At 37.6% G+C, this 17321-nt stretch carries 19 protein-coding genes and 1 other annotated feature (1 of these 20 running past the window's edge); all 19 genes read left to right on the forward strand.

The window, feature by feature from the left end; all coding sequences use genetic code 11:
- The first annotated feature begins 193 nt into the window (after nucleotides 1-193).
- The 19 genes from dnaJ (at nucleotide 194) to recO (ending at nucleotide 17219) form a co-directional block, all read left to right on the forward strand.
- Nucleotides 194-1318: a molecular chaperone DnaJ gene (dnaJ, locus tag JF53_RS04945; protein ID WP_047981450.1), complete on the forward strand. Its 1125-nt coding sequence runs from the start codon at nucleotides 194-196 to the stop codon at nucleotides 1316-1318.
- Between the two features lie 126 nt (nucleotides 1319-1444).
- Nucleotides 1445-2380, forward strand: coding sequence for a 50S ribosomal protein L11 methyltransferase (gene prmA / locus JF53_RS04950; protein WP_047981451.1), 936 nt, complete (start codon nucleotides 1445-1447; stop codon nucleotides 2378-2380).
- 8 nt (nucleotides 2381-2388) lie between these two features.
- Nucleotides 2389-3159 (forward strand): 16S rRNA (uracil(1498)-N(3))-methyltransferase, encoded by a 771-nt coding sequence (locus JF53_RS04955; RefSeq protein WP_047981452.1) that lies wholly within the window; start codon nucleotides 2389-2391, stop codon nucleotides 3157-3159.
- The gene (gene mtaB, locus JF53_RS04960) at nucleotides 3147-4502 is read left to right on the forward strand and encodes a tRNA (N(6)-L-threonylcarbamoyladenosine(37)-C(2))-methylthiotransferase MtaB (RefSeq protein ID WP_047981453.1); all 1356 of its coding nucleotides are present in this window, start codon (nucleotides 3147-3149) and stop codon (nucleotides 4500-4502) included. The genes JF53_RS04955 and mtaB overlap by 13 nt, the downstream gene beginning before the upstream one ends.
- A gap of 164 nt (nucleotides 4503-4666) precedes the next feature.
- Nucleotides 4667-5338, forward strand: a complete 672-nt coding sequence (deoC, locus tag JF53_RS04965) for a deoxyribose-phosphate aldolase (protein ID WP_047981454.1) — start codon at nucleotides 4667-4669, stop codon at nucleotides 5336-5338.
- 120 nt (nucleotides 5339-5458) lie between these two features.
- A complete protein-coding gene (rpsU, locus tag JF53_RS04970) occupies nucleotides 5459-5635 on the forward strand; it encodes a 30S ribosomal protein S21 (RefSeq protein WP_019377991.1) in 177 nt (58 codons plus the stop codon).
- A gap of 15 nt (nucleotides 5636-5650) precedes the next feature.
- Nucleotides 5651-6097, forward strand: coding sequence for a GatB/YqeY domain-containing protein (locus tag JF53_RS04975; RefSeq protein ID WP_047981455.1), 447 nt, complete (start codon nucleotides 5651-5653; stop codon nucleotides 6095-6097).
- A 227-nt stretch (nucleotides 6098-6324) separates the two neighbouring features.
- On the forward strand, nucleotides 6325-7650 hold the full coding sequence (locus JF53_RS04980) for an NfeD family protein (RefSeq protein WP_047981456.1): 1326 nt from the start codon (nucleotides 6325-6327) through the stop codon (nucleotides 7648-7650).
- A gap of 50 nt (nucleotides 7651-7700) precedes the next feature.
- The gene (floA, locus tag JF53_RS04985) at nucleotides 7701-8690 is read left to right on the forward strand and encodes a flotillin-like protein FloA (RefSeq protein ID WP_047981486.1); all 990 of its coding nucleotides are present in this window, start codon (nucleotides 7701-7703) and stop codon (nucleotides 8688-8690) included.
- 36 nt (nucleotides 8691-8726) lie between these two features.
- On the forward strand, nucleotides 8727-9230 hold the full coding sequence (locus tag JF53_RS04990) for a hypothetical protein (RefSeq protein WP_047981457.1): 504 nt from the start codon (nucleotides 8727-8729) through the stop codon (nucleotides 9228-9230).
- A 147-nt stretch (nucleotides 9231-9377) separates the two neighbouring features.
- Nucleotides 9378-9659, forward strand: coding sequence for a sporulation protein YqfC (gene yqfC, locus JF53_RS04995; protein WP_047981458.1), 282 nt, complete (start codon nucleotides 9378-9380; stop codon nucleotides 9657-9659).
- Nucleotides 9660-9727: 68 nt separating this feature from the next.
- Complete coding sequence (yqfD, locus tag JF53_RS05000) at nucleotides 9728-10954, forward strand: sporulation protein YqfD (RefSeq protein WP_047981459.1); 1227 nt, start codon at nucleotides 9728-9730, stop codon at nucleotides 10952-10954.
- A gap of 2 nt (nucleotides 10955-10956) precedes the next feature.
- A complete protein-coding gene (locus JF53_RS05005; protein WP_047981460.1) occupies nucleotides 10957-11931 on the forward strand; it encodes a PhoH family protein in 975 nt (324 codons plus the stop codon).
- Nucleotides 11932-11987: 56 nt separating this feature from the next.
- Nucleotides 11988-14126, forward strand: coding sequence for an HD family phosphohydrolase (locus JF53_RS05010; RefSeq protein ID WP_047981461.1), 2139 nt, complete (start codon nucleotides 11988-11990; stop codon nucleotides 14124-14126).
- A complete protein-coding gene (gene ybeY, locus JF53_RS05015; protein ID WP_047981462.1) occupies nucleotides 14126-14590 on the forward strand; it encodes an rRNA maturation RNase YbeY in 465 nt (154 codons plus the stop codon). Before JF53_RS05010 ends, ybeY begins: the two co-directional genes overlap by 1 nt.
- The gene (locus JF53_RS05020; protein ID WP_047981463.1) at nucleotides 14580-14933 is read left to right on the forward strand and encodes a diacylglycerol kinase family protein; all 354 of its coding nucleotides are present in this window, start codon (nucleotides 14580-14582) and stop codon (nucleotides 14931-14933) included. Before ybeY ends, JF53_RS05020 begins: the two co-directional genes overlap by 11 nt.
- Nucleotides 14934-15222: 289 nt before the next feature.
- Complete coding sequence (era, locus tag JF53_RS05025; protein ID WP_047981464.1) at nucleotides 15223-16125, forward strand: GTPase Era; 903 nt, start codon at nucleotides 15223-15225, stop codon at nucleotides 16123-16125.
- A gap of 170 nt (nucleotides 16126-16295) precedes the next feature.
- Nucleotides 16296-16448: a YqzL family protein gene (locus JF53_RS17185; RefSeq protein WP_083443548.1), complete on the forward strand. Its 153-nt coding sequence runs from the start codon at nucleotides 16296-16298 to the stop codon at nucleotides 16446-16448.
- Nucleotides 16449-16475: 27 nt separating this feature from the next.
- Nucleotides 16476-17219 carry a DNA repair protein RecO gene (gene recO / locus JF53_RS05030; protein ID WP_047981465.1) on the forward strand — a complete coding sequence of 248 codons (744 nt, stop codon included), beginning with the start codon at nucleotides 16476-16478 and terminating at the stop codon, nucleotides 17217-17219.
- A gap of 55 nt (nucleotides 17220-17274) precedes the next feature.
- Nucleotides 17275-17321: a binding site (T-box leader), on the forward strand; it runs 130 nt beyond the window's last position.

Raw genomic sequence — 17321 nt, forward strand, 5'->3', positions numbered from 1 at the left:
AAGCTGTTTTTAATCCATTTGCCACGGAAAACTTTCTAATGGTATGATAGTTTTTATTGCAAGGTAGAGGGAATTTATACTAATGAGAAAAAAAGTAGTGTGTAGAAGCGTTAGTGACACGGTATAGATCGGCTAACACTTGGAGGGAATACGCCTCAATTTATATGTAATTGTGATCGGGAGAGTGATGTAAGTGTCAAAACGAGATTATTATGAAGTTTTAGGTGTTGATAAAGGCTCATCGAAAGAAGAGATTAAAAAGGCTTATCGTAAATTAGCGAGACAGTACCACCCTGACGTAAACAAAGAGCCAGATGCAGCGGACAAATTCAAGGAAGCGAAAGAAGCATATGAAACACTATCCAATGATCAAAAGCGTGCGCAATACGATCAGTTCGGTCATGCAGCTGGAAATCAAGGATTTGGTGGCTTTGGCGGAGCGCAGGACTTTGGTGGATTCGGTGATATATTTGATATGTTCTTTGGTGGGGGCGGAGGACGTAGACGCGATCCAAATGCGCCTCAGCAAGGTGCTGATTTACAATATACGTTAATACTATATTTTGAAGAAGCAATATTTGGTAAAGAGACTGATATCACAATCCCTAAAGACGAGGAGTGTGGTACATGCCATGGTTCTGGAGCGAAGCCAGGGACAAAACCAGAGACATGTTCACATTGTCATGGTAGCGGTCAATTAAATACCGAACAAAATACACCGTTTGGAAGAGTAGTAAATCGTAGAGCTTGCCATTATTGTAATGGTACAGGAAAGCTGATCAAAGAGAAATGTGCTACCTGTAATGGAAAAGGTTCTGTAAAGAAAAACAAAAAAATCCACATTAATATCCCAGCCGGTATTGACGATGGTCAACAAATTCGTGTATCTGGAAAAGGGGAGCCTGGAAAAAATGGTGGTCCAGCAGGAGATTTATATGTCGTAATTCAAGTAAGGAACCATGATTTCTTTACTCGTGAAGGCGATCATATTTTCTGTGAACTACCGTTAACATTTGCCCAAGCAGCGCTTGGTGATGAGGTAGAAGTACCGACTGTACATGGAAAGGTAAAACTAAAAGTGCCTGCTGGTACACAAACAGGTAAAACATTCCGCTTAAAAGGAAAAGGTGCACCGAACGTTAGAGGATATGGAAATGGTGATCAGCATATTAAGGTTCGTGTCGTCACACCAACAAATATAACAGACCGACAAAAAGAGCTATTACGAGAATTTAATGAAATCGCAGGAAATGAAGCGACAGAAGAACAAGAAGATTCACTGTTCCAACGCTTCAAACGAGCTTTTAAAGGGGAATAAACGCACCTGTATGCTACAATGTGGCAAGGAAAAGTAGAAAATAAATATTTTTACCATGCACACATAATTCCTTTTTTACTTAATAACAGCTATCTATCCAATTAAAGAAAGAAAAGAGTGAGTCCTTTGAAATGGTCAGAAATTTGTATCCATACAACGAACGAAGCAATTGAGCCGATTTCAAATATTTTGCACGAAACTGGCGCAAGCGGTGTCGTAATCGAAGATCCGCTAGATTTAGTAATTGATAAAGAGCAAATGTATGGAGAAATATTTGAATTGAATGCAGATGATTATCCGAAAGAAGGCGTCTATATTAAGGCTTACTTACCCTTAAATAGCTTCTTAGGTGAAACTGTAGAGGAAATTAAACAGGCTATTAATAATTTAGTTGCTTTTGACATTGATCTCGGTTTAAACGAAATCACCTTGAGCGAGGTGCATGAAGAGGACTGGGCGACAGCATGGAAAAAATATTATAAGCCTGTACAAATTTCTGAAAAAATTACGATCACACCAACTTGGGAAGACTACACTCCTACTTCAGAGGACGAACTTATTATTGAATTGGATCCTGGTATGGCATTTGGAACCGGGACACATCCAACAACAGTTCTTAGTATACAAGCACTAGAGAGGTATATTGAGAAGGATGATTTGGTAATCGATGTTGGTTGTGGTTCCGGTGTATTAAGTATCGCTTCAGCTTTATTAGGTGCAAAAGAAGTATTTGCCTATGATTTAGATGAAATTGCTGTCAAGAGTACACAAATAAATGCTAAAATTAACCATGTAAACGAAAGAATTATAACCAAGCAAAATAATCTACTAAATCATGTGTCTGTTCAGGCTGATGTCATTGTCTCCAATATTCTAGCAGAAATTATTGTGCGGTTTATTGATGATGCATGGAACAATTTGCGTGATGGTGGTTATTTTATTACATCAGGAATTATTCAAGCTAAAAAGCAAATGGTATTGGACCAGTTAGAAGAACAAGGATTTGAAATAGTGGAAGTCAATGTTTTGGATGATTGGGTTTCCGTTGTAGCAAGAAAGTAGGTGAATAGATGCAACGATATTTTATTCCTAACACGAGCTGGAATCAGGATAACGTCCATATTACTGGAGATGATTTTCATCACATTACAAGGGTAATGCGTATGCAAATTGGGGATACTATTATTTGTAATCAACCTACTGGTCAAGCTGCAGTCTGTAAACTAACAGAAATAGGCGATTCTTCTGTAACGGCTACTGTAATCGAATGGCTTGACCAACAAGCGGAGCTACCGGTATTTGTAACCATTGCTCAGGGGCTACCTAAAGGGGATAAAATGGATTTAATCCTACAAAAGGGAACCGAGTTAGGTGCTAGTGCTTTTATTCCTTTTCAGGCTGCTAGATCTGTTGTGAAATGGGACGCAAAAAAAGCAGAAAAGAAATTAAGTCGCTATACTAAAATCGTAAAGGAAGCAAGTGAGCAAAGTCACCGCAATCGAATTCCTGAAGTGAAACCAGCGATGACACTGGCTGAATTAGTAACGATTGGAGAGACCTATCAAGTAAAATTAGTAGCTTATGAGGAAGAGGCGAAAACGTCTTCATACCATTCCTTTGCTACAATGGTAAGCAATTTGCAAGAGGGTGAACATGTCCTTATTTGCATAGGTCCTGAAGGTGGTTTTTCTAACCAAGAAGTTGAGACATTAAAGAAGAATGGTTTCACTCCTGTTCGATTAGGTCCAAGAATACTTCGAACAGAAACAGCCGCATTGTATGCGCTAGCAAGTATATCATATCAAATGGAAGAATTGGGGGGACAAACATGCCAACAGTAGCATTTCATACATTAGGATGCAAAGTGAATCATTACGAAACAGAAGGAATCTGGCGCATGTTTATGGATCAGGGCTATGAGCGAGTTGATTTTGACCATGATTCTGATGTATATGTGATTAACACATGTACGGTAACTAATTCTGGAGATAAGAAAAGCAGACAAATTATTCGTCGTGCTGTGCGAAAGAATCCAGAAGCGATTGTGTGTGTTACAGGTTGTTATGCCCAGACATCTCCAGGAGAAATTTTAGAGATTCCAGGAGTCGATATTGTTGTCGGTACACAGGATCGAAAAAATATGATTCGCTACATTGAAGAACATAAGAAAACAAGAGAGCCCATTAACGGTGTATCAAACATTATGAAAAATCGTGTGTTTGAGGAAATGGATGTACCTGAATTTACGGATAGAACCCGTGCCTCTTTAAAAATCCAAGAGGGCTGTAATAATTTCTGTACGTTCTGTATCATTCCTTGGTCGAGAGGATTACTACGTTCAAGAGATCCTGAAAGCGTTATTGTTCAAGCACAACGTCTTGTGGATGCGGGTTATAAAGAAATCGTACTAACTGGTATTCATACTGCTGGTTATGGAGAGGATTTAACCGATTATAATTTTGCGAAGCTTTTACGGGATTTAGAAGCAAAGGTGATAGGCATAGAACGTATTCGTATTTCTTCAATCGAAGCTAGCCAAATAACGGATGAAGTCATTCAAGTATTAGATGAATCGGAGAAAATAGTACGACACTTACATATTCCGTTACAATCTGGTTCTGATACTGTATTAGCTCGTATGCGTAGAAAATATCTAACCGATTATTATTATGAAAAGGTTGAAAAAATCCGCCAAGCATTACCAGACTTAGCGATCACATCGGATGTCATTGTTGGATTCCCTGGAGAGACGGAAGAAGAATATATGGAAACCTATAACTTTATTAAAAAAGTTGGTTATGCAGAGCTTCATGTATTTCCGTTCTCACGTAGAACAGGTACTCCTGCCGCTCGAATGGAAGATCAAGTGGATGAGGACGTGAAGAACGAACGTGTTCAACAAATAATTGATTTATCAGAAGAACTTGCTAAGGAATATGCGTTACGCTATCAGGATGAGGTGCTAGAGGTCATTCCGGAAGAAAGTGTACTTGATGAAGAAAATCCTAACATGCTTGTAGGGTACACTGATAATTACCTCAAGGTGAAATTCGAAGGTAGCCAGGATATGATAGGAAAGATTGTACGCGTGAAAATAACTAAATCGGGTTACCCTTACAACGAAGGTATTTTCGTTCGTGTTATGGATAATGCGACCCATGCAAAAATGAAAGCAAATGCCTAGTCGATGAGACTAGGTTTTTTTATGGATTACTGACCATTACACTCTAACCAATAAAAATTTTATATCAAACGAATAATCTTTCCGCTAATGGGAATAGCTTTTTTATGTAATAAATGCTATTATACGAAGAGGTACGTACAACTTAAGAAGGGATGTAATGATACATGATAAACGATATTGCAAGCTATATTGATCATACTGTGCTTAAACCTGAGACAACAAAAGAGACTATTTTACAAATTGTGAAGGAAGCTAAAGAATATGAATTTGCTTCTGTTTGTGTGAATCCACATTGGGTTCCATTTTGCTATGATTATTTAAAAGATACCAATGTAAAGGTATGTACGGTAATTGGTTTTCCGTTAGGGGCAACATCAACTGCTACTAAGGTTTTCGAAACGAAGCAAGCTATTAGTGATGGTGCAACTGAAGTGGATATGGTCATTAATATTGGTGAGCTTAAAGCTAATAATGATGCATTTGTGAAACAAGATATCCAAGCAGTTGTTGAAGCTGCTAAAGGAAAAGCACTTACGAAAGTAATCATCGAAACATCACTACTTACAGAAGATGAAAAGGTGAGAGCATGTCAGCTAGCAAAAGAAGTAGGCGCTGATTTTGTGAAAACTTCTACAGGTTTTTCTGGTGGTGGCGCAACAGTAGCTGATATCACGTTAATGCGGAAAACAGTTGGCCCTGATATGGGCGTTAAGGCTTCTGGAGGAGTTCGTGATTTAGCGTCTGCAGAAGCGATGATAAATGCTGGTGCAACACGGATTGGCGCAAGTGCTGGAGTCGATATCGTTAATGGAAACAAGGGAACTTCTGACTACTAATTAAAAAACGTTCGAAATAATGAGTTGACCGATGAATAGGTATATATTATAATTACAAAAGGCATGTAATATAGGATGCCGATAGAATCTGTTTTATGCTTCGGAGGGAGGGAAATTAGCATGTCAAATACAACTCGCGTTCGTAAAAACGAGTCTCTTGAGGATGCTCTTCGTCGCTTTAAGCGTAGTGTGTCAAAAAGTGGTACACTACAAGAATATCGCAAGCGTGAACACTATGAAAAACCTAGCGTTCGTCGTAAAAAGAAATCTGAAGCTGCTAGAAAGCGTAAATTCTAAAGAAGGTGTAAGAAGTTGTCATTATTGACTCAGTTGAACAATGATATGAAGCAAGCAATGAAGAATAAGGATAAGGAAAAACTTAGCGTTATTCGCATGGTTAAAGCTTCATTACAGAACGAATCGATAAAGCTTGGTAAAAGTGAATTATCGGAAGACGAAGATTTATCAATTTTATCAAGAGAATTAAAGCAAAGAAAAGATTCCCTCCAAGAATTTAAATCAGCTGGACGCGATGATCTTGTTGAAAAACTTGAAATGGAAATCAAAATTATTCAAGAATATATGCCTGAACAGCTTTCAGATGAAGAGCTTTCGGCAATAGTTCAAGAAACGATTCAGGAAACTGGTGCATCTTCAAAAAAAGATATGGGTAAAGTAATGAGTGCAATCATGCCTAAGGTTAAAGGAAAGGCAGATGGCTCAACAATTAATAAATTAGTTCAAGAATTCTTGAACTAAATGAACCCTTAAGAAAATCCTTGTCATTAGGCAAGGATTTTTATTTTCTCCAACTAGTTATTCTTCATACACGCAAATTGTGTAGAACTTCCTTATTTCCCTATGTTATGTCCAGCTTATATGATACTATTTACTTAGAGGCGAATACCTTATCAAAACAAATTTTTGAAACCTAATAAATTCGTGATTCGTATAAATACTATGAAAAGGAGGTGTAATAGTTATTGATGAAACGTCTGACGGTTTATACTTCCATGTTAATTATTTTCGTATCCTTTTTAAGTATACATAATGATTTGGTCGTACAAGCAGACAGTGATGGTGGTGGAAAACTAGTCTATGTAATTCCAATAGAGGATGATGTTGAAAGAGGACTTGAGGCCTTCTTATCCCGAACAACTGGGGAAGCAATAGAGGAGGGGGCAGACCATATCATCTTTGAAATTAACACTCCTGGCGGTAGTGTAGAAGCTGCCGATAATATAGGAACGATTATTTCTAATCTTACGGTACCAACCACCTCATTTGTTATTAGTGAAGCACTATCTGCGGGCTCCTACATAGCACTACATACAGATACCATTTATATGACGCCCAGAGCAAGGATGGGTGCTAGTGGTGTGATTAATTCAGATGGAACGGCCGCAGATAAAAAGGCGCAATCAGCTTGGTTAAAAGCGATGACTAGTGCCGCAGAGTCAAATGGAAGAGATCCCCTATACGCAGCTGCAATGGCGGATTCTAGTATCGATTTACCAGAGTTGAACGCAAAAGAGGGAGATTTTCTAACCTTAACACCAAATGAAGCGGTTCAGGTTGGATATGCGGAAGGCATTGTGTCAGATCGTACGGAATTACTGTATGAACTTGGGTTAGCCAATGCAACTGTAGTGGAAAAAGAAGTAACATTTGCAGAAAGTGTTGCCCGTTTTATTACCAATCCAATTGTAGTACCAATACTATTATCTCTAGCGAGTCTCGGGCTAATAGTTGAGCTATATTCTCCTGGTTTTGGTGTTCCTGGATCAATTGGCTTAATTTCACTTGTCTTATTCTTTTACGGTCATTTTGTAGCTGGCTTAGCAGGGATGGAAGCCATAATTTTATTAGTAATCGGGATTGGATTAATCATAGCGGAAATCTTTATACCTGGTGGTATTTTAGGTGTAATCGGAATTGGTGCTGTAATTGGCTCCTTGTTTATGTCAGGTGCCAGCATTAGTAATATGACAATGAGTATTGCCATTGCATTTTTAGTCGCAATTATCGCTTCAGTAATCTTGTTTAGAAGAATTGGCTTAGATAAAGGGATTTTTAGACATGTTATATTGCGAGATCGAACCACTACTGAACTAGGCTATGTTTCCAATGAAAATAGACTCGATTTAATTGGAATGGAAGGTATTACAGTAACTGCATTACGGCCATCAGGTATGGCAGTCATTAATAATGAGCGGATTGATGTTATTTCAGAAGGTAGTTTCATTCCGGCTAATGCGAAGGTTAAGGTCGTAAAGGTTGAAGGTGTTCGAGTAGTTGTAAGAGGATTATAAAGTTACCAAGTAACTTATAATATAAATTATTTTTAGGGAGGAAATAAATGATGGATCAAAGTATAATTTTACCAGTAATTTTGATTGCGGTAATTTTGATTGCAATTGCAATCTTGTTTACATTTATACCTGTGGCACTATGGATCAGCGCATTAGCGGCTGGTGTTCGAGTAGGGATTTTACAATTAGTGGGGATGCGTTTACGTCGCGTTGTACCAAATCGTGTAATTAACCCGCTAATTAAATCGCATAAAGCAGGACTTGATGTAAAAACGAATCAATTAGAAAGCCACTATTTAGCTGGTGGTAATGTGGACCGTGTTGTAAATGCATTAATCGCAGCACATCGTGCCAACATTGAATTATCGTTTGAACGTGCAGCTGCAATTGATCTAGCCGGCCGTGACGTGTTAGAAGCAGTTCAAATGAGTGTTAATCCTAAAGTAATCGAAACACCATTTATTGCTGGTATTGCGATGGATGGAATCGAAGTAAAGGCATTAGCTAGAATTACAGTACGTGCTAACATTGATCGACTTGTTGGGGGTGCTGGTGAAGAAACAATCATCGCCCGTGTAGGTGAAGGTGTTGTAAGTACAATTGGTAGCTCTGAAACTCATGCAAAGGTATTAGAAAATCCGGATTCTATCTCACATACTGTACTGTCGAAAGGTCTGGATGCTGGTACAGCATTTGAAATTCTATCGATTGATATTGCAGATGTTGATATCGGCAAGAACATCGGAGCGATTTTACAAACCGATCAAGCTGAAGCAGATAAAAATATTGCACAAGCGAAAGCGGAAGAACGACGCGCGATGGCTGTTGCCCAAGAACAAGAAATGGTTGCCCGCGTACAAGAAATGCGCGCTAAAGTTGTGGAAGCAGAAGCAGAAGTACCACTTGCACTTGCAGAAGCACTTCGAACTGGGAAATTAGGCGTTATGGACTACTTAAATTATGAAAATATCAATGCAGATACAGATATGCGTGACTCCATTGGTAAACTTTCAAAAGAAAATAATGATGAAAACAAGTAACGAAATACAAAACATCGATAGGAAGGGGGAATAAATTTGGAAGGATTATTACAGTTTTTACCATTAATCGCAATTGCGATAGCTGGAATATATAAAGCGTTAAAGGGTGAAGAGTCTAATAAAGCTGAAACACAAACGTCGAAGCCTAGACAAACTACCCAAAGAACAAATCCAACCAGTACCCCTTCTAGAGCTAATACGAGACAGACACCGGCTTATGAAACTATAAAACCAAGTGTATCCGTTGAAGAAGAGCAGAAGCAGCAATTAGAACGATTGGCGAGCAGTATGAATACAAGTGTTGCTAAAGCAAGCACCATTCATCGAAAAGATTTGTCCCTTGGTACAGTCATACAGGATGAGATTAAACACCATGGCGCTGAATCTGGGTCTGGTAACCAGGAACAATTTAAAAGACAAATGAAAAAACGACTAAGTGGTGAAGGATTTGTTTATGGTGTCATTATGTCTGAGGTACTTGGCCCACCAAGAGCAAGAAAGCCTTATCGTAATGTATTAATGGAGCGAAAAAATAAATAGTAACGTGTAAGTAATTGCATAAAATAACTATGCAAATAGAATAGTTTAACTAATTAACCCAAAAGCAGGAATAGCTGCTTTTGGGTTTTTTATTGTTCTTATCTGTTTTGATTATTCATAAATATGTATGTGAGAGGGGGCTGCACAGTGAAGAAATTGCAACAACTATTACGACCTTGGCTAGTAAAGTATCTGGCACTGCCTTCCGACGTTGTCATGGAACTTCCTAGAATGACGATCATTGGACAACTACATGTGTATATTGAAAATCATAAAGGACTATCGGTATTTACAGATAAAGAGTTAACACTTAAGACGACAAATGGCTACATCCAAATATTAGGTTCTTCCTTTGTCTTAAAGCAGATGTTACCAGAGGAGATATTGTTAGAAGGTAAAATCACAGAGGTTAAGTTTATACCAAAATAAACTTTCCATACAGTTGCAGTAGATTTGGGTGATTTATTCCTGATATTTACAAAACCAGGGGGATTTCAATGAAACGGATACAAGGATCATTTATCCAAGGGTATGTAAGAGTACTAGTAAAAGGTGATAAACCTGAATTATTTTTTCAGGAATGTGTCACCAATGGTTTATCGGTGTGGGATATTAAAAGAGAAGGTGCTAATTCTTGCAGTGGAAATGTTAAATTAGCAGATATAAAACGACTAAAACAATTAAAACGTAAAAAGAATTACAAAATTTCATTTCAGCAAAGAAGAGGCTACCCATTTATTTTTACTCATCTAGTCAGGAGGAAGGAGCTCGTAATTTCCTGTATCATGAGTATTTTACTTATCTTGTTTTTATCCAATATCATTTGGAAAGTTGAAATACAAGGTGACCTCCCGCAGGAATTAGAGAAGAAAATAACAGCACAATTAACCGAATATGGTGTCCATCCAGGGGCTTGGATATTTACATTGGATACACCAGGTACGATTCAACGTAAGCTTACAGAAGATATACCCGAGCTGTTATGGGTAGGTGTGCGACAAAAAGGGACAAGCTTTCAATTAGAAGGTGTTGAAAAAATAGTCGTTAACGAAGAAAAGGAAGAAGGTGCTCGTAATTTAATAGCGAGTAAAAAAGGAATCATTAAAAATATGTATGTGTCAAAGGGTGTGCCGAGAGTGGCAATCCACGATTATGTAAAACCTGGTGACTTGCTAATTTCAGGTAGTTTATACCGAATGGAGAATGGTGAATCAACAGATAAAGAACAGCGAAACGATAACCGAGTATTAGTAGCAGCAGAAGGTGAGGTTATTGCAAGTACGTGGTACGAGGTGGAGGTTACCGTTCCACTGAAGCAAAACTATGAGCTGCTAACTGGGAATCAAGAAAAAAAATACTATCTTGGATTTCAGAATGTTACACTTCCAATCTGGGGATTTGGTTCACCAGAATTCACGGAAATTCATCGCGATCTGAAGGAAACTCCGATAAGGTTCTTTAAGTGGGAATTACCAATTAATATGGTCGAAATGACGCTAAGTGAGAAAAGGTACTATGAGACTGATCGTTCAAAGGAAGAAGCAGTTCAAGTTGGAATTGCACAAGCTCGAGAAGAACTTCAGCTACAACTTGGTCCAGAGGCGAAGATAACCTCGGAAAAAGTTTTGCATGAATCCGAAGAGAATGGTAAAGTTAAATTATATTTATATATGACAGTTGAAGAAAATATTACTAAAGCGCAACCAATTACTCAAGGAGATTGAATATGCCTGAAAATCTTAACGCAATTGATATTGAGCTTACAAGCCCACAAGAAGCTCTAGAACTTTTTGGAACAAATGATCGCTATTTAAAACACATAGAAGAAAAACTAAACGTCTCTATTGTTACACGTGGAGAAAAGGTTAGTGTATCCGGTACTGATGTGGATATTGCAATCGTACAAGATGTGCTTTTAACGTTATTACATGTTGTTCGCAAAGGAATTACCATTGCCGAGCGGGATATTGTGTATGCAATAGATTTAGCCAAAGAGGGTAAAATCAATCAATTTGAAACACTATTTGAAGATGTCATTGCTAAAAATGTAAAAGGGAAAGCAATTCAAATTAAAACGTTGGGGCAAAAAAGCTATGTGTCCGCCATTAGGGAAAATGATTTGGTTTTTGGGATTGGACCAGCTGGAACTGGGAAGACATATCTTGCAGTTGTGTTAGCTGTTCAAGCCCTTAAAAATGGTCATGTAAAACGTATTATCTTAACAAGACCAGCCGTTGAGGCAGGGGAAAGCTTAGGTTTTTTACCAGGTGATTTGAAGGAAAAAGTAGATCCATACCTACGCCCATTATATGATGCGTTACATGATGTTCTTGGTGCTGAACATACCATGCGCTTAATTGAAAGAGAAACGATTGAAATTGCTCCATTAGCTTATATGCGTGGTAGAACATTAGATGATGCCTTTGTGATACTGGATGAAGCTCAAAACACAACACCAGAGCAAATGAAAATGTTCTTGACCCGCCTAGGATTTGGCTCTAAGATGGTTATAACTGGTGACTCAACACAAGTGGATTTACCTAAGGGTGTAAAATCTGGATTGCAAGTAGCGGATAAATTATTAACCGATATTAAGGGAATAGCCTTTATTCATCTTACACAAACAGATGTAGTACGACATCCGCTTGTGCAACGAATTATTGACGCTTATGAAAAAGACACAAAACGCAAGGAAATATAAGACCCAAGATGTTCGGGTCTTATTTCTTTATAATGAAACGCTAAAAGGGTGAGATAATGGATACTGTAAAAAATATAATACGCTTTTTTTTAGAGATTAGGTCGAAGTGGATTAGAATAGTACTACCTGTTTTAGCATTAGCACTGTATTTTTTTGTTTTGATGATTAATAATGTCTACACGGAAACTTATGATATTGAGCCATTAACGAATGCTAGACAAACCATTCGTTCCCCAATTACGATAGAGAATGAGCAAGAAACCGTACGTAAAACGAGAGAAGCGGTTCAGGCTGTAGAGGATCGCTTTGATATATCCACTGATGTAGCGGATGAACAAATTGACTATGTGGAAGAAATTTTTACAGCGATTGACAAGCTAGAATCAGAAATTGCTAGTGAAGGAGCACAAGGCGCATCGGATGCACCGTTACAACTAACCAATGTAGAAAAGGTGCAGCGATTTAAACAGTTATTATCCAATACGATTACCGAGAATGTTGAGGATAGTATTTTCTTAAGATTAATGGATGTTCCAAAGGAAGATAGAGATGAAGGAAAAGAAATATTTACAGCCTATCTTGAAGAGGAATATCAAATTGGTGTCAGGACGGAGAATATCAATAGTGCGGTAGAGAACGTACGTGAGAAAATAAAATACTCCACATTAAATCAAAACTTAATCGAGGCACTTACCGAGTTGTCTGAATTTGCGATAGTTGAGAACTCATTTTATGATTCGGAAAAGACGGCCGAGGCACGTAAACAGGCAGCTAGTAATGTTGAACCAGTGATGATTAGTGCAGGTGAGGTTATCATTCGCGAGGGTGAAACCATTACCAATGAAGTCTATGAAAAGCTTGAGTTGGTAGGCTTATTAAATGAAGATAGAAATGTTTTTCCTGTTATTGGACTCGGTATACTGGTGATGTTAATCGGTGCTGTTATTGCTTATGAGATGAATCAAATTGATAATCAGAAGCGCTTGGACAAACGCAAGATTGTATCGATTATAGCCATTAGCTTTTTTGTCATTTCATTAATGAAGGTTATTAGTTTATTTACGACCCAAGCGAATCAATTATTTTTTATTGTGCCAGTTGCAACTGGTGTATTACTTGTTAAACAACTAATTGATGAACGGTTAGCAATTGTGCTGGCATTTTTATATGCCATTTTAGGTGGTATTATATTCAATGGTCAAATACCAGGATCATTAAGTATTGAAACTGTTATTTATTTCTTATTCTCGCAGTTTGCTGCAATTGTCTTTTTAATGAATGTGAAAGATCGTTTAGCAATTGTTCGATCGGGGATTGGAATGTCAGTAGTGAATATGTTAACTATTCTTTTATTTGTATTCTTGTCCTTTGAAAAATATTCGTTAGGCGATGTCGTTATTTTAGCTGGATTTGGTATCGCATCTGCCCTCTTGTCAGCGGTGCTTACGATTGGATTATTGCCTTTCTTTGAGACGGGATTAGGGATACTGTCCGATATTAAGCTATTACAATTATCCAGTCCTAATCAACCATTATTAAAAAAAATATTAACCGAGGCACCTGGTACATATCATCACTCGATTATGGTGGCAAATTTAAGTGAAACAGCATGTGATGCAATTGGTGCCAATGGTCTGTTAGCTCGGGTTGCCGCCTATTATCATGATATTGGTAAAACTGTTCGCCCGCATTATTTCATTGAAAATCAGTTGTCAATTAAAAATCCGCATGACGTAATGTCACCAGCCCAAAGTGCAGATATTATTATCAGACATCCGTATGACGGTGCTGAATTATTAAAGAAGCATCGAATGCCAAAGGAAATTATCGATGTAGCGATGCAGCATCACGGGACAACATTATTACAGTATTTTTATGTGAAAGAAAAGGAAACTAATAATGCAGCTAGAGAAGAAGACTATCGCTACCCTGGCCCGAAGCCACAAACGAAGGAAGCAGCCGTTATTTCAATCTGCGATTCAGTGGAGGCAGCGGTTCGGTCTTTACATGAGCCTACCGAGGAAAAGATTGAGGAAATCGTCTCTAATATTGTTAATAGTAGGCTAATGGATGGACAACTTGATGAATGCCCGCTTACAATCAAAGAGGTGAAAATTGTCCATCAAACAATTTGTGAAGCGTTAAAAGGGATTTTTCATTCTAGAATTCAGTACCCGAATAAGGAGGTAAAATAATGCAAATCGATTTCCATGATAATACGGAATCTGTGCCGGAAAGCTATTATGCGTTAATAAAAGGGCTAATAACCTTAGCTGGGAAGAAAGAAAATGTACCGGAAGATGCCGAGGTTTCTATTACATTCGTCGATAATGAAGAGATTCAAGTAATCAATCGTGACTATCGAAATTTAGACAAGCCAACCGATGTAATTTCCTTTGCTCTAGAAGAAACGACAGAAGAAGAGTTAGCAATCGTTGGCCAAGAAGTTCCGGTTGTATTAGGGGATATTATAATTTCAGTAGAAAAGGCGAAGGAACAAGCAGAAGATTATAATCATTCCTTTGAGAGAGAACTAGGCTTTTTGGCCGTCCATGGCTTTTTACATTTACTAGGATACGATCATATGACAAAAGCTGACGAAAAAGAGATGTTTGAAATGCAAGAACATATCTTAGGGGAATATAATCTTGGACGATAAAAAGAAACGAATAGGTTTCGTTTATGCAATCAATGGGTTGCGGGAGGTATTTCAATCGGAATTAAACTTCCGACTACATACATTATCGACGCTGCTTGTAGTGATTGCTGGTATCCTTGTTAAGCTATCAACAATTGAATGGGTGGCTGTTTGCTTTGCAATTGGTCTAGTTTTAATGGCAGAGGTCATGAATACGGCTATTGAAGCAATCATTGATTACGTTAAGCCAGAGAGACATCCGATAGCCAAAAAAATAAAAGATATTGCAGCGGCAGCGGTGTTAATCGCATCGATAACTGCACTCGTTATCGGTCTTATTATCTTTTTACCAAAGCTATGGTGAATAAGGGCTGGGAAACAAGAAAAATGAGCAAGCTAAATAACGAACACTGTACTAGTCTAACTTGTATATGACGCCAAGCGAGTATAATGCATTATTGTTCGTGTTTTATCTTGCTGAAATACTTGTTTCCCATTTTTTTGTTTTAAGGTATGCCTTCGTCGGTATTTAGCGAAGGAAATAATCTTTTTACAGGTTTTGTCGATAACATGAAACTAGGAAGAATTTGTAGTATAATATAGCAAACATAGATTCAGGTCTAGTATCAAAAAGGAACTTCTTGGAGGATTACATGGAAACTAATTATAAATCTGGTTTTATTGCGATTATCGGTCGACCAAATGTAGGTAAATCTACGTTCATGAACAAAGTAATTGGTCAAAAGATTGCGATCATGAGTGATAAAGCCCAAACAACAAGAAATAAAATACAAGGCGTATTAACACAAGCAGATGCTCAATTTATATTTATAGATACACCTGGTATCCATAAACCGAAGCATCGTCTAGGTGATTTTATGGTTAAGATTGCTGAAAACACATTAAATGAAGTGGATGCAGTCCTCTTTATGATTAATGCGGATGAAGGCTATGGCCGCGGCGATCAATATATTATTGACCGGTTAGAAAAAGTTAAAAGTCCCGTATTTCTAGTGGTTAATAAAATTGATTTAATACATCCGGACAAACTGTTTCCGTTAATTGAGCAGTATAAGGATAAATATGATTTTGAAGAAATCATTCCAATATCAGCACTAGCTGGTAATAATGTGAATCATTTAGTTGATGTCCTAAAGGAACATTTGCCAGAAGGTCCACAGTTCTATCCAGCAGATCAAGTAACGGATCATCCAGAGCGATTTGTTATTACCGAATTAATACGGGAAAAGGTTCTTCATTTAACGAGAGAAGAGGTACCACATTCCATTGCTGTCGTTTTAGAAAATATTGAAACGAGAGAATCGAATGCAATTTTTATTCAAGCGGTCATTGTAACGGAGAGAAGTTCACAAAAAGGTATTTTAATTGGAAAACAAGGCAGCATGCTGAAAAATATCGGTAAAAATGCTCGAAAGGATATCGAGGCATTACTCGGTTCCAAAGTGTATTTAGAGCTCTGGGTAAAAGTCCAAAAAGATTGGCGTAATAAGCAAAGTCAGTTGTTTGAAATGGGCTTCCGTAATGATGAATATTAGAGTTGGAAAATTTTTAAACTAATTGTTTTAGCCTCTGTGGAAACTATAATAGTATCTGATTTATTGATAAAGCTATTCCAATAAACACATCAGATTAACTCGGTAATCGTCCGTGTTCTAACTTAAAAAAAGATACTTCTAGAGAAGTATAAAGAAAGGTGTGGTTTCTTGTGGTCGACTTTGTATGGAAATTATTTAGTCAAACAGGAAATATTGAGACCTATTTACTTATGAAGGAGTTAGAAAGTGAATCACAGGAGCTAGATCAGGCGGTTAGCTCTACTAATAATTTGGATACTTTACCGGTGGATTCAAATATGTAGCATGCAGAATAAAGAAGGTGAAGATGTATGCTAGAAAAAATAGATGGGATCATTATTAAAACAAAGGATTATGGCGAAACCCATAAAATTGTTACGATTTTCAGTAAAAAACTTGGCAAATTTTCTGCGATAGCTAGAGGTGCTAAAAAACCTAAGAGTAGAATGGCTGCTGTGACGCAGCCATTCATTTATGGACAATTTTTTGTTTATGTTAGCAAAGGATTAAGTACCATTCAACAAGGAGAAATCATCAATTCCTATCGTACAATTCGTGAGGATATTATTAAAACAGCTTATACTGCTTATTTAACCGAACTTACTGATAAGCTTTTGGATGAAAATACACCGAATTACGATATTTATACTCAGTTAATTCATACGCTTGAATGGATTAGTGAGCAAGATGATGTCGATATTCCAATGATGATGTACGAATTAAAGTTATTTCGGGCAGGTGGATTTGCACCCACAGTCCATCAATGTGCAAATTGCGCAAGTAAGAATGGCCCCTTTTCCTTTTCCATTGCAGAAGGGGGCTTACTTTGTCCCAAATGTAATTCAATAGATCCGAATGCAATCCAATTACCAGATACGGTTGTGAGACTATTTTACTTGTTTTCAACAGTTGGACTGGAGCGGATAGGAAGTGTTTCGGTAAAGGCGGAAAATCGACTCCTAATCAGACAACTGTTAGATACATATTATGATCACTATGGTGGTTATTTTCTCAAATCGCGTAAATTTCTTCAGCAGCTAGATAAGCTAAAGTAAGCGTCATCGGTTGACAATGAAGGTCTTTATACAGTAATATGATACATATTTCATAAAATGTGCGAAGAAAGAGAAGAGTACATGCTGATTTCATTTAGAGCG

It is taken from the genome of Ornithinibacillus contaminans, from assembly GCF_001038425.2.
Classification (GTDB): domain Bacteria; phylum Bacillota; class Bacilli; order Bacillales; family Amphibacillaceae; genus Ornithinibacillus; species Ornithinibacillus contaminans.